At 73.9% G+C, this 12,621-nt stretch carries 13 protein-coding genes; 10 read left to right on the top strand and 3 right to left on the bottom strand.

The window, feature by feature from the left end; genetic code table 11:
- Positions 1 to 148: 148 nt before the first annotated feature.
- A complete protein-coding gene (locus tag SM577_RS30800) occupies positions 149 to 541 on the bottom strand; it encodes a CBS domain-containing protein (protein ID WP_474588623.1) in 393 nt (130 codons plus the stop codon).
- Positions 542 to 655: 114 nt separating this feature from the next.
- On the opposite strand from SM577_RS30800, the gene SM577_RS30795 reads away from it, so the two are divergent.
- The 5 genes from SM577_RS30795 to SM577_RS30775 all read left to right on the top strand — a co-directional run bounded on the left by SM577_RS30795 (position 656) and on the right by SM577_RS30775 (position 4,471).
- Positions 656 to 1,105: an NUDIX domain-containing protein gene (locus tag SM577_RS30795; RefSeq protein ID WP_302920470.1), complete on the top strand. Its 450-nt coding sequence runs from the start codon at positions 656 to 658 to the stop codon at positions 1,103 to 1,105.
- Complete coding sequence (locus SM577_RS30790) at positions 1,102 to 1,872, top strand: hypothetical protein (protein ID WP_302920469.1); 771 nt, start codon at positions 1,102 to 1,104, stop codon at positions 1,870 to 1,872. The genes SM577_RS30795 and SM577_RS30790 overlap by 4 nt, the downstream gene beginning before the upstream one ends.
- Positions 1,873 to 1,987: 115 nt before the next feature.
- A complete protein-coding gene (locus tag SM577_RS30785; RefSeq protein WP_302920994.1) occupies positions 1,988 to 2,719 on the top strand; it encodes a phosphocholine cytidylyltransferase family protein in 732 nt (243 codons plus the stop codon).
- On the top strand, positions 2,707 to 3,774 hold the full coding sequence (locus SM577_RS30780) for an iron-containing alcohol dehydrogenase family protein (RefSeq protein WP_302920468.1): 1,068 nt from the start codon (positions 2,707 to 2,709) through the stop codon (positions 3,772 to 3,774). Before SM577_RS30785 ends, SM577_RS30780 begins: the two co-directional genes overlap by 13 nt.
- Positions 3,749 to 4,471, top strand: coding sequence for a CDP-alcohol phosphatidyltransferase family protein (locus SM577_RS30775; RefSeq protein WP_474588622.1), 723 nt, complete (start codon positions 3,749 to 3,751; stop codon positions 4,469 to 4,471). Before SM577_RS30780 ends, SM577_RS30775 begins: the two co-directional genes overlap by 26 nt.
- Positions 4,472 to 4,749: 278 nt before the next feature.
- On the opposite strand, the gene SM577_RS30770 is transcribed toward SM577_RS30775, so the two are convergent.
- Positions 4,750 to 6,024, bottom strand: a complete 1,275-nt coding sequence (locus SM577_RS30770) for a glycosyltransferase family 4 protein (protein WP_474588621.1) — start codon at positions 6,022 to 6,024, stop codon at positions 4,750 to 4,752.
- Between the two features lie 24 nt (positions 6,025 to 6,048).
- On the opposite strand from SM577_RS30770, the gene SM577_RS30765 reads away from it, so the two are divergent.
- From SM577_RS30765 to SM577_RS30750, 4 genes are all read left to right on the top strand, one after another.
- Complete coding sequence (locus SM577_RS30765; protein WP_474588620.1) at positions 6,049 to 6,909, top strand: Fpg/Nei family DNA glycosylase; 861 nt, start codon at positions 6,049 to 6,051, stop codon at positions 6,907 to 6,909.
- Between the two features lie 263 nt (positions 6,910 to 7,172).
- Positions 7,173 to 8,744, top strand: coding sequence for a sugar transferase (locus SM577_RS30760; protein ID WP_474588647.1), 1,572 nt, complete (start codon positions 7,173 to 7,175; stop codon positions 8,742 to 8,744).
- A 39-nt stretch (positions 8,745 to 8,783) separates the two neighbouring features.
- Positions 8,784 to 10,004, top strand: coding sequence for a sensor histidine kinase (locus tag SM577_RS30755; RefSeq protein ID WP_474588619.1), 1,221 nt, complete (start codon positions 8,784 to 8,786; stop codon positions 10,002 to 10,004).
- Entirely contained in the window at positions 10,001 to 10,762 is a 762-nt protein-coding gene (locus SM577_RS30750; RefSeq protein ID WP_302920463.1) for a LytR/AlgR family response regulator transcription factor, read from the top strand. Before SM577_RS30755 ends, SM577_RS30750 begins: the two co-directional genes overlap by 4 nt.
- A 262-nt stretch (positions 10,763 to 11,024) precedes the next feature.
- Here SM577_RS30750 and SM577_RS30745 read toward each other — a convergent pair whose 3' ends face one another.
- Complete coding sequence (locus SM577_RS30745; protein WP_302920462.1) at positions 11,025 to 11,711, bottom strand: hypothetical protein; 687 nt, start codon at positions 11,709 to 11,711, stop codon at positions 11,025 to 11,027.
- Positions 11,712 to 11,810: 99 nt separating this feature from the next.
- Here SM577_RS30745 and SM577_RS30740 point away from each other — a divergent pair, with 99 nt between their 5' ends.
- Positions 11,811 to 12,473, top strand: coding sequence for a DUF5701 family protein (locus SM577_RS30740; protein ID WP_474588618.1), 663 nt, complete (start codon positions 11,811 to 11,813; stop codon positions 12,471 to 12,473).
- Positions 12,474 to 12,621: the final 148 nt, after the last annotated feature.

Genomic DNA, 12,621 nt, shown 5'->3' with positions numbered 1-12,621 from the left:
CGATGTCCGCATCCTGAGCCACCGGGTCGGGTGACCTGCGTCAACCGGTGGTCGGCAAGTCGGACCGGAAGGCCGAGCGGGTCGTGCTGCGCGGACCGGGAACGGCCCCGCGCCGCCCGGCGGGGCGCCCGCCGGGCGGAGCCGCGGCTCAGCCGGTGGCGACCATCCGGCTGCCGGCCCAGACCCGCATGATGTCCCGGACCGAGATGACCCCGGCCACCTCCCGACCGTCGAGCACCACCAGGTGCCGGAAGCCGCCCCGGGCCATCGCGGCGGCCGCCTCCTCCACCGTCCAGTCCGGTCCGGCGTAGACGACGTCCCAGGTCAGGTGCTCACCGGTGCGCTCGACGTCGCAGTCCAGCCCGGCCCCGATGGCCTTCAACACGTCACGTTCCGTCATGATCCCGACCCCTTCGGAGTCCGGGTCGATCACGACCGCCGACCCGACGCCGCGGGCCGTCATCATCCGGGCCGCCTGACGGAGCGTGTGCTCCGGGCCGACCACGAGAACCTCGCTGGACATCGCTTCCCGAACCTGCATCACGCATCACCCCTGTGGGACGGTGGCACCCGGTACGGACATCGTGGACCCCGGATGTTTCCGGGACAAGACCGGGCATCGCCGCCAGGCCCGACCGCTCGCTACTGTCGTGGCGTGTCCACCGAGCCCCTGCGCTGCGCCGGCGCCCTGATCGTCGACGACGACGGCCGCCTCTTCTTCCAGCGGCGGTCCGCCGACCGGCGTCTCTTTCCCAACTGCTGGGACATCGTCGGGGGTCACCTGGAGCCCGGCGAGGACGTCGACGACGCGCTGCGCCGCGAGGTGACCGAGGAGACCGGCTGGACCGTCTCGCACGTGCTCGGCCCGGTCGGCGAGTACCGCTACGTCGGCGACGACGGCCTGCCCCGGGTGGAGAGCGACTGGCTGGTCCGGGTCGACGGCGACCTGTCCCGGCCCCGGCTGGAGGCGGGCAAGCACACCGAGTTCCGCTGGCTGCGCGCCGACGAGCTGGCCGTGCTCGACGAGCACCGCGACGTCAACGACGGCCTGATCCGGCGGATCGCCGAGGAGGCCTTCGCCGCCCTGCGCTCGATCGGTCTGTGAGCGACGCCGTCGAGCTGCCGCCGCACCGGTTCGCCGGGCTGGTGGCCCCGGCGGTCGACCGGGTCTTCGTCGCCGCCATGCTGGCCGGCCGCGACGGCGGCGGCGCCGAGCTCAGCCAGCGCTACGGCGGGCCGGCCGCGACCGGGTTCCTGGTGGAGTTCCGCACCCGGCTCGCCGTGCCCGGCGGCAGCGTGGACGGGGCGGGGTTCGCCGCGGTCACCCGCTACCGCGACCCGGCCGCCTGCCAGCGGGCGCTGGACAAACAGGTCGCGTACGGGATGATCCACCGCCGGCCGGACGGCGGGCTCTCCGCCACCGACCGGGGCGCGGCCTTCCTCGCCGAGCTGTGGCAGGTGCACGCGCAGGTCACCGGGGAACTCTGGGCCGGGCACGAGGAGCGGGTGGCCCGGTTGGTGGAGGCGCTCGGCCGGCTGCTGACGTACGCGCTGGTCCACGCCGAGGAGGAGGGGGACGGCACGGGCGCGGCGTTCGGCGCGATGGCGCCGCCGTACGAGCCGGACGGCACCCCGCCCGGCGTGCTGCTGCTCAACCGGCTCGGCACGCTGCGCTACCACCGGGCCGACGCGCACGCCGCCGCGTGGACCGCAGCGGGGCACACCGCGTCGAGCGTGGCCGCCCTGCCGGCCGGACCTGAGCGGCTCGCCATCGAGCTGGAGACCGACCGCCGGGCCGCCCCGCCGTACCTGGTGCTCACCGCCGAGGAGCGGCTGACCATGCTCGCCGACCTCGCGGCACTGCCCGGCTGACCGGGCGTCCGGACGCCCCCGGGCCGGCCGCCGCTGCCCGGTTGGCCACGGTCGGCCTGTCACGCAGCGCTATCCTCCACCGGTGACCGGGAGTCGTACGAGGGAGGACGCCTCAATGATCGGGATGGTGCTCGCGGCCGGGGCGGGGCGCCGGCTGCGCCCGTACACCGACACCCTGCCCAAGGCGCTGGTGCCGGTGGACGGTGAGACCACCATCCTGGACATCGCGCTGCGCAACCTCGCCGAGGTGGGGCTCACCGAGATCGTGATCGTGGTCGGCTACGCGGCGGACGCGGTCCGCGAGCGGCAGGCCGACCTGGAGAAGCGGTACGGCGTCACGCTCACCCTGGTGCACAACGACAAGGCCGAGGAGTGGAACAACGCCTACTCGCTCTGGCTGGCCCGGGAGCACTTCTCCCGGGGCGTGCTGCTGGTCAACGGCGACACCGTGCACCCGGTGAGCGTGGAGAAGACGCTGCTGGCCGAGCGCGGGCCGGGCATCCTGCTCGCCGTCGACACGATCAAGGCGCTGGCCGAGGAGGAGATGAAGACCACCTTCGACGCGGCCGGCCAGCTCACCCGGATCACCAAGATCATGGACCCGGGCGAGGCGTACGGCGAGTACATCGGCGCGACGCTGATCGAGCCGCAGGTGGCCGACGCCCTGGCCGACGCGCTGGAGGCCACCTGGCGGCGGGACCCGAACCTCTACTACGAGGACGGCTACCAGGAGTTCGCCGACCGGGGCGGCGAGGTGCGGGCCGCGCCGATCGGGGACGTCTCCTGGGTCGAGGTGGACAACCACGCCGACCTGGCCCGGGCGCGGGAGATCGCGTGCCGCTACTAGCCCGTACGGTCAACACCCCGCTGGCCATCGAGGTCCGGCGGGGGGCGGTGGCCGACCTGGGCCCGCTCCTGGCCGACCGGCGGATCTCCGCCGGTGGCGACGTCGCCGTGGTGGTCGGTCCCGGCCAGGGCGAGAAGATCGTCGAGCTGTGCCGGCCGTCGCTCGGCGCGGCCGACGTGTTCACGGTCGCGGGCGGCACCATCGACGCCGCCAACGAACTCGGCGACCGGCTGCGCCGCCGCCAGTACGACGCGGTGGTCGGCATCGGCGGCGGCAAGACCATCGACACCGCCAAGTACGCGGCCACCCGGTACGGCATCCCGATGGTGACCGTGGCGACCAGCCTGGCCAACGACGGCATCGCCTCACCCACCGCCTCGCTCGACCACGAGGGCGGCAAGGGCTCCTACGGGGTGCACATCCCGATCGCGGTAATGGTCGACCTCGACTTCGTGGAGACCGGCCCGGACCGGCAGACCCAGGCCGGCATCGGCGACGCGGTGAGCAACCTGAACGCCTGCGCCGACTGGGAACTCGCCCACGAGGTACGCGGCGAGCCGATCGACGGGCTCGCCGTCACCCTGGCCCGCACCGGCGCCGAGGCCCTGCTCAACCACCCCGGCAAGATCACCGACGACGGCTTCCTCACCACGTTGGCCGAGGCGCTGATCCTGGGCGGGATCGCCAGCTCGGTGTGCGGGTCGACCCGCCCGGCCAGCGGTGGCGACCACGAGATCTCCCACGCGATCGACCGGCTCTATCCCGGCACCGGCTCGCACGGCGAGCAGGTCGGGCTCGGTGCCCTGTTCTGCACCTTCCTGCGCGGAGATCTGGACCGGTTCGGTCGGCTCGCCCGCTGCCTGCACCGGCACGGTCTGGCCACCACGCCGGCCGAGCTGGGGCTGACCGACGAGCAGTTCACCGAGGCGGTGCAGTTCGCGCCGGCCACCCGGCCGGACCGCTACACCATCCTCGAACACCTCGCGATGACGCCTACCGAGACGCGGGAACGGCTGGCAGACTACGCCGGTGCAATCCGCGACCAGCTTGGCTGAGCCCCGCCCCACCGTCGCCGACTTCCACCGGGTCAACCGCGGTGGCGGCCTGTTCAGCGAATCGATCAGCCAGTGGCTGGGCGCGGTCTTCGCGCTCGTCGCCCAGCGGCTCGGGCTGCCGCCCACCGCGCTGACCATGACCAACCTGGTGCTCGGCCTGGCCACCTCGGTGACCGTGGTGGCGCTCGCCGGGCCGGTCGCCGACGGGGACACACCGGCCTGGGTGGTCGGGCTGCTCGCGCTGGTCGGCTGGCAGGTGGCGTACGCCCTGGACTGCGCGGACGGTCAGCTGGCCCGGGTGACCGGGCAGGGCAGCGCGGCCGGCGCCCGGGTCGACGTGCTCTGCGACGTGGCCGCCCAGATCGCCCTGGTCGCCGCGTTGGCGGCCACGGCCGTGGCGCAGCAGCCGTCGACGCCCACCTGGCTGGTCGCGGCCTTCGCCGGCACCTGGATGGTCAACCTGGTCACCTCGGTCATGCAGGCCGGTCCGAACGCGGCCAGCATGGTCACCTCGACCTCGCTGCCGGTACGCCTGGTGAAGCTGGTCCGCGACTACGGCGCGGTGATCTTCGTGGCCGCGCTGGTGCTGCTGCTCGCCCCCGCCCTGGCGTTCTGGGTGGTGGTCGCCTTCACCGTGGTCAACGGGGGTTTCCTGCTGGCCAGCATCGCCTTCTCGGCCCGCGCCTCCCTCCGCTGACCCCGCGCCCCGCGCCCCGCGCCCCGCGCCCCGCGCCGAGAGATCTTGGTAGCAAGTGGCCCCTATAGGGGCCGTTTCCTACCAAGATCTTCCGCCATCCCAGTGAGTGGAACGTCGGTTTCGAATGACGGGCGGGTGGCAGCCGGCGGGCTGGAGGCAGCGAGGGCTGAGCCCAGCCGGGCTGGCCGAGGAGGCGGGCCGGGGGGAGCAGACGGGCGGGCGGGACGGCGGCGCAGACGGGACGGCGGGGCAGGCGGGACGGGCTGGGAGGGTGGGGGTCAGCGGTCGACGGGCGTTCCGGTGCGGATGACCCCGGCGTAGATGTCGATGAGCTGCTTGGTGACCACGTCGGGGTGGAAGGTCCGCTCGTAGCGGGCGCGGGCGGCGGCCGACAGCGTCCCGGCGCCCGCCCGGGCCAGCGGCAGCGCGGCGGCCAGGGCGGCCGGCTCCGGCGGCACCACCCAGCCCGCCTCGCCCGCGACCACGCCCGACGGCAGGGTGGCCATCCCGTCGCCCGCGACGGCGGAGGCCACCGCCGCCGGCCCGGTGCCGGCCGGCTCCCGGGGGGTGTCCGCGCCGACCAGGTAGGGGATGCCGCCGAGGGCGGTGCCGAGCACCGGCCGGCCGGCGGCCAGCGCCTCGATGATCACCGTGGGCAGCACGTCGTGCCAGGTCGAGGTGGCCAGCACCACGGCGCTGGACTCCAGCGCGGCGCGCACCCCGGCACGGTCCAGCGGGCCCAGGAAGGTGACGTCGGCCCGCTCGGCGGCCGCCGCCTCGACCAGCGGGCGCAGCTCGCCGTCACCGGCCACCCGCAGTGGGCCGAGGGCGCCGTCCGGGTGCCGCCGCCACGCGTCCAGCAGCAGGTCCAGCCCCTTCTCGGGGGAGAGCCGGCCGAGGAAGAGGAAGCCCTCGCCGAGCGGCGCGGGCCGGCCCGGGTCGGGGATGCCGTTCGGCTTGACCACGATCCGCTCCGCCGGGATGCCGTAGTCGCGCAGGTGGTCGGCGACCGCCGAGGTGAGCGCGACGAACCGGTCCACCGAGCGCCAGGTGCCCCGGTGCACGGCCAGCGTGGTGGCCATCAGGGCGCTCTGCGCCCGGGAGCCCCGGTAGCAGCGATGCACGATCGCCGGCACCCCCAGGGCCCGGCCCCGGCAGTCCTGGCAGATCATCCCGTCCCGGAAGTAGAGCCCGGAGGAGCAGACCTGGCGGTAGTTGTGCACCGTCTGCACCACCGGCACGCCGTGCCGGTGCGCGGTCCGCACGATCCACGGCGAGAGCAGCGGGTACGGGTTGTGCAGGTGCAGCACGTCCGGCCGGTGCTCGGTGATCAACCGGCTCAGCTCCTGCTGGGCCCGGGGCGCGTAGATCGGGGAGATCGGCAGCAGCGCCTTGGCCGTCTTCGGCATCGTCGGGATCTCGTCCGAGCTGCGCAGGAACGGCAGCACCTCGACGCCCGCCGCGGTGAGCTGGGCGATCTCCGCGTCGACGATGGTGTTCTCCCCGGACGGCTGGGCTTCCCGGTACCGGTTGTGCGCCACCACGATTCTCACGGGAAAGAAGGCTACCGTTGGCTGATGCCCGAACTCCCGGAGGTTGAGGCGCTCGCGGGCTACCTGCGCGAGCGCGCGGTGGGGCGGCGTGTCGACCGGCTGGAGGTCGCCGCGATCAGCGCCCTGAAGACGTACGACCCGGCGCCGACCGCGGCGGCCGGGCGCGCGGTGCTGGACGCCGGCCGGCACGGCAAGTTCCTCGACGTGGTGCTCGACGGCGACCTGCACCTGGTGGTCCACCTGGCCCGGGCGGGCTGGCTGCACTACCGGGAGAGCTTCCCCTCCGCGGCGCCGCTGCGCCCCGGCAAGGGCCCGATCGCGCTGCGGGTACGCCTCGACGACGGCTCCGGCTTCGACCTCACCGAGGCGGGCACCCAGAAGAAACTCGCCGTCTACCTGGTCACCGACCCGGCGACGGTACCCGGGGTGGCCAAGCTCGGCCCGGACGCGCTCGCCGCCGACCTGGCCACCTTCAGCGCCCGGATGCGCAGCCGCCGGGGCCAGGTCAAGGGGGTGCTGACCGACCAGGCGGTGCTCGCCGGGGTCGGCAACGCGTACTCCGACGAGATCCTGCACGCGGCGAAGCTGTCCCCGTTCGCGATCACCGACCGGCTGACCGACGAGCAACTGGCCGCGCTGCACGAGGCCACCCGGCAGGTGCTCGGCGACGCCGTACGCCGGTCGCTGGGGCAGAAGGCGGCGGAACTGAAGGGCGAGAAGCGCTCCGGGCTGAAGGTCCACGCCCGTACCGGGCAGCCCTGCCCGGTCTGCGGGGGCACCGTCCGGGAGGTCTCCTTCGCCGACTCCAGCCTCCAGTACTGCCCGACCTGCCAGACCGGCGGCAAGCCGCTCGCGGACCGACGGTTGTCCCGGCTTGTACGGTGAGTAACACCACGCCGTGGTTACGGAGAGGAATCGGACTCCGATCGCCGAACCTCCGGTCCGGCTCTCTTCCAGGGCGGCCATCCATCGGTATAGTGGCTCGGTCCCCGGCTTCCAAAGGGCACGGAGCCGGCCAGATCCCAGCCGCACCAGCCAGGCGCAATGTCCTCCGGGTCGGCGTCCGGGTCGGTGCCGCGTGGGAGACTGGGACGGTGGGCGACCCGGGCCCTCACGGCGAGTGAGCGGCACGTGTCATGCGGGAGGACATGGGTGAGGTGACGACAAGCCTCCAGCGCCCGGTAACCAACGAAGGCCGGAGCAAACTCGTGCGGCACGTCGACAGCTTCGAGATCCAGCCGCCGGCGCCGCCGTCCCACAACGGCGTACCGCGTTCGGCGTGGGCCCGGGCCCGCCGCCGGGTGTCGCGCTGGCACCGCCCCTACATCGCCCTGCTCCTGCTGCTCGACTTCGCGGCGGCGGCTGTGGCCAGCCTGATCGCCATCCAGGCGTTCGACCAGTCCCGGGCCGGCTTCTACAACGCCGAGCAGGACCCGACCTGGTTCCACACGGTGGCCTTCCTGCTGCTGCCGCTCGGCTGGGTGGTGATCCTCTGGGGCAACCGCGCCTACGACCGGCGCTACCTGGGCCTCGGGCCGGACGAGTTCAAGCGGGTGATCCGGGCCGGGGTGGCGGTGGCCGCCACGGTCTCCTTCCTGGCCTTCGCCACCAAGACCGACCTGTCCCGGTACACCGTCGGCACCGCCCTGCTCGCGGCGTTGATGCTGATCCTGCTGAACCGGATCCTCTGCCGCTTCGTGCTGCACGTGGTCCGGCGCAACATCGGCCAGGCGGGGCACCGGATGGTGCTGATCGGCACCCTGCCGGAGTGCCTCGAGGTCTACACAGCGGTCACCCGCAACCCGGCGGCCGGGCTGATGCCGGTCGCCATCCACGTCACCGACGGCTACGCGGCCGCCCGGGGCATGCAGACCCCGGTCCCGGTGTACGCCGGCCGCGACGTGCTCGCCCTGGTCCGCGAGGTCGGCGGCGACACCATCGCGGTCTGCGGCTCGGCCAGCGCCGAGCCGGGCGAGCTGCGCCGGCTGGCCTGGCAGCTGGAGGGCTCCGGCGTCGACCTGGTCGTGGCGCCGCAGCTGACCGACATCGCCGGCCCCCGGGTGCACATCCGCCCGATCGAGGGCCTGCCGCTGCTGCACGTCGAGGAGCCGACCCTGTCCGGGCCGGCGCTGCTGGCCAAGAACCTGATGGACCGGGTGGCCGCCGGGCTCGGGCTGCTGCTGCTGATCCCGGTCTTCGTGGCCATCGCCATCGCGATCCGGATCTCCGACCCGGGGCCGGTCTTCTTCCGCCAGCCGCGGGTGGGCCACGAGGGCCGCACCTTCCGGGTGTGGAAGTTCCGGACCATGTACGTCGACGCCGAGGAGCGGCTGGCCAGCCTGGTCGACCAGAACGAGACCGACGGCATGCTGTTCAAGATGAAGCAGGACCCCCGGGTCTTCCCGGTGGGCCGCTTCCTGCGGGCCACCTCGCTCGACGAGCTGCCACAGCTGATCAACGTGCTCTGGGGCGAGATGTCGCTGGTCGGGCCGCGTCCGCTGCCCGCCGACGACGGCGACTTCCTCGGCGACGTGCGCCGCCGGCTGCTGGTGCGTCCCGGCATGACGGGGCTCTGGCAGGTCTCCGGCCGCTCCGACCTGTCCTGGGACGAGGCGGTCCGGCTCGACCTCTACTACGTCGACAACTGGTCGCTGGCCTACGACCTGAGCATCCTGTGGCGCACGGTCGGCGTGGTGCTCGCCCGCAAGGGCGCCTACTGACCTCTTGGCGTCCGGGCCCGGAGCCGACAGGATCTGGGCGTGGGTGGCAACCTCTCCGCCGTCTTCGGCGTCGTCTCGCTGGTCACCGCGCTGGCCGCGGCCCTGTTCGCGGTGGTCCGGCTGCGCGGCCGGCGGGGCATCGCCACCGCCACCCAGCGGGCCACCTACGAGGTGCTGCACACCGCCGGGCTGGCCGCCGAGCCGCTGCGGGCCGGGCTCAGCGCGGCGAACGCGGCGAAGGCCGTACGCCATCTGCGCGCCCTGGTGGGCGCGGTCGGGCTGGCGCTGACCGACCGGGCGGAGCTGCTCGCCCTGGACGGGCGGGGCGGGCACCACGGCGAGCAACTGCTCGCGGCGGCCCGGCGGGCGGTGGCGGCCGGACGCTCGACCGTGCTCGGCGACTCCGAGCTGCACTGCGACCGGGTCGACTGCCCGGTCCGCGGCGCGGTGGTGGCGCCGCTGGCCGGACCGGACGGGCGGGTGGTCGGCGCGCTGCTCGCGATCGCCGACGGCGCGCCCGCGCCCGGGCTGGTGCAGGCCACCCTGGAGACCGCGCACTGGGCCGGCAACCAGCTCGCGCTCGCCGAGCTGGACTCGTCCCGGGAGCGGCTGGCCCGGGCCGAGATCCGGGCGCTGCGGGCCCAGATCAGCCCGCACTTCATCTACAACGCGCTGACCGCGATCGGCTCGTTCGTCCGCACCGACCCGGAGCGGGCGCGCGAGCTGATCCTGGAGTTCGCCGAGTTCACCCGCTACTCGTTCCGGGCGCACGGCGAGTTCACCACGCTGGCCGAGGAGCTGCGCTCGATCGACCGCTACCTGACCATCGAGCGGGCCCGGTTCGGCGACCGGCTCCAGGTGCGGCTCCAGATCGCCCCGGAGGTGCTGCCGGTGACGCTGCCGTTCCTCTGCCTGCAACCGCTGGTGGAGAATGCCGTCCGGCACGGGTTGTCCCGCAAGCCCGGCACGGGCATGGTGAGCATCGAGGCCCGGGACGCGGGCGCCGAGTGCCACATCACGGTGGAGGACGACGGGGTGGGGATGGATCCGGCCACGCTGACCGCCGGCATCGCCGAGTTGGCGGCCGGTGACCCGGGCGACGACCCGGGCCAGCACGTCGGCCTCTCCAACGTCGACGAGCGGCTCCGGTCGGTCTTCGGGGACGGCTTCGGCCTGGTCGTCGAGACCGGGCTCGGCTCGGGTACGAAGGTGAGCATGCGGGTGCCGAAGTTCCACCCGGGCGTCCGGGCGGGCTCGTGAACGCGACCGGGTTCCTCCGGGTGCTGGCCGTCGACGACGAGCCGCCGGCGCTCGACGAGCTGGCGTACCACCTGCGGTCGGACCCCCGGGTGGCCCGGCTGCACACCGCCGGCGACGCCACCGAGGCGCTGCGGGTGCTCCGCGACGGCGACGTGGACGTGGTCTTCCTGGACATCCGGATGCCCGGGCTGGACGGCATGGAGCTGGCCCGGGTGCTGCGCCGGTTCGCCCGGCCGCCGGCGATCGTCTTCGTCACCGCGTACGACGACGGCGCGGTGGACGCGTTCGACCTGGGCGCCACCGACTACGTCCGCAAGCCGGTGCGGGCCGAGCGGCTGGCCGAGTCGCTGCGCCGGGTGATCGGCTCCCGGGTGGTGCCCTCGCACCCGGCCGCGCTGGCCCGGGCCGAGGAGGACCCGACCATCCCGATCGAGCTGGCCGGCACCACCCGGATGCTGCCCCGCTCGGCGGTGCGCTGGGTGGAGGCGCAGGGCGACTACGCCCGGCTGCACACCGCCGACGGCTCCCACCTGGTCCGGGTGTCGCTGGCCACCCTGGCCGAGCGCTGGGCGGATGCCGGTTTCGTCCGGATCCACCGGTCGTACCTGGTGCAGCTCAAGCTGATCGCCGAGCTGCGGCTGGTCAACTCCGGGTACGTCGTGGTGATCGACTCGACCGAGCTACCGGTGAGCCGCCGGCACACCCGGGAGCTGAAGGACAAGCTGGTACGGGCGGCGAAGCAGGACTGGAACCGGTGACCCCGGCCCCAGTCCCGCCCGCCGGCGGGCCCGCTGTCAGGCCCTGATCTGCTCGGCGATCCGCACCGCCAGCGCCGTCAACTGTCCGGCGGAGAGCGGCGTCTCCGGCCGCGACGGCCTGCTCGTCGACCCCCACCATGTTGCTGACGCTCGCACTGAGGGGCCCGCTTCACGGCGCTGTTCCCCTTCGCTGACCGTCACGGCGGTACGACGCAGCGATCGCGCGGCGAGGTTGGACCGGACCGGCCTGGATCGCGGCGGGTCAGGGTCCGATCCGGGCGGCGACGTCGAGGGCCACCGCCTGGGCCTCCTCCATCAGCAGCGGGGCGTCCGCGGCGGGTGGCACCGCCCCGGAGCCGTTGTGCACGTCCAACCGGAGCCGGCCGTGCTCGGGCAACTCGACGTCGACCCGGTGCCGGACCGAGCCGTCCCGTCCGACGCTCGTCTGGACCTTCGTCCGGGTGCCGTCGGGAGCCGGAGACTCGTCGCAGAGCGCGCCCGTGCGCCGGTCGGCGGACCGGCAGGACCAGTCGAAGCTCGGTGGCCCGAAGCTGACCCGCACCCGGAGTTCGCCCCGGCGGCCCTGGTGCACCAGCGGCGCGCCGACCTGTACCGATGTCGTGCGGCCGTCCCGCCCTGTGCGCACCGAGTGCGCCGGGCTCGCGCCCCACACCGCGTCCGGGAACTCCGCACGCAGCGCCTGGCGCACCAGCACGACCAGCCGCCGCCCCGTCACCGCCACCCGTCGCGCACGTGCGGAGCCCGGCAGGGCGGTGGGGACGGGCGTCGGGGCGTCCGCCGGCCGAGGGCTGACGACCGGCGTGGTGACGGGCAGCGGCCCACCGCCGACGACGGTCGGGCGCGCACCGATCACGGCGACCTCGCCGGTCAGGGCCAGGCCGAGGAGAACCGCGAGGGGCACACCGATCCGCTTCCGGATGACCTTCATGACCTGAGGACGGACGAGTCCCGGCAGAGGGTTGCAGCAACCGCTGGCGGGCGGGAATAGAAGCAGGATGTCGTACGCTGTACCGTACTCCGTACGAGAATGGAGGCCGCCTTGTTCGACGCCGCGACCGAATTCGACCGCCAACTCGACCGCCTGGTGGACCTGGGCTACCCGGCACTCGCCAACCTGACCGAGGACGCCTTCCGGGCACTGGTCGCCCCGCTGCGGGCGGCGGCCGTCACCGGCGCGGCGGGCCTGCCCGAGCCCACCGAGGCACGGGTGCCGTTCCTGCTGGTGGTCACCCGCGACCTGGTGCCGGTCGAGGAGCGGCTGGCGCTCACCACGCTGGCCGGCAAGCGCAAGCCCGGCGTCCTCGACCGGCACTACACCGAGGACGACCTGCCGAAGTTCGACCCGATCAAGGAACTGGAGGTGCCCGAGGGCCCGGCGTACCTGCTCTTCGACGTCGACCGGGGCGAGGAGACGCTGAACCTGGCCCCGGCGGACGCGATGGAGGTGATCACCGCCCAGGACCGGCTGCCGCTCACCATCGACGAGGGGCTGGCCTTCGTCACGCTGTACCCGGCGGCACTGGCGAAGAACAAGTGCTTCTCGCTGGTCGGCTCGCGCTGCGGCGACAAGCGGGTGCCGGCGATCTGGATCAGCCAGGGCGCACCGAAGCTGGGCTGGTGCTGGTACGGCAACCCGCACACCTGGCTCGGCTCCGCCTCTGCCCGCCTGGAACGGATCGGCCTGGCCTGAGGTCGGCGGCGGGGGGGGGGGGGGGGGGCGGGGGGGGGCCCCCCCCCCCCCCGGCGTCCCGGCTCAGGGAGCGCAGTTGTAGTTGCGCACCGGGTTGGTCAGCTTCTCCTGGGCGCCGAACTTCGCGTAGACCCGCAGGTAGCACGGC

It is taken from the genome of Micromonospora desertarenae (assembly GCF_056150265.1).
This window is presented reverse-complemented; position numbering and strand designations above follow the sequence as displayed.

Bases quoted from the DNA above. Each gene is read 5' to 3' on its own strand.
- SM577_RS30760 (WP_474588647.1), top strand. From the start codon at position 7,173: ATGGGTGAGGTGACGACAAGCCTCCAGCGCCCGGTAACCAACGAAGGC.
- SM577_RS30765 (WP_474588620.1), top strand. From the start codon at position 6,049: ATGCCCGAACTCCCGGAGGTTGAGGCGCTCGCGGGCTACCTGCGCGAG.
- SM577_RS30745 (WP_302920462.1), bottom strand. From the start codon at position 11,711: ATGAAGGTCATCCGGAAGCGGATCGGTGTGCCCCTCGCGGTTCTCCTC.
- SM577_RS30785 (WP_302920994.1), top strand. From the start codon at position 1,988: ATGATCGGGATGGTGCTCGCGGCCGGGGCGGGGCGCCGGCTGCGCCCG.
- SM577_RS30740 (WP_474588618.1), top strand. From the start codon at position 11,811: ATGGAGGCCGCCTTGTTCGACGCCGCGACCGAATTCGACCGCCAACTC.
- SM577_RS30800 (WP_474588623.1), bottom strand. From the start codon at position 541: ATGCAGGTTCGGGAAGCGATGTCCAGCGAGGTTCTCGTGGTCGGCCCG.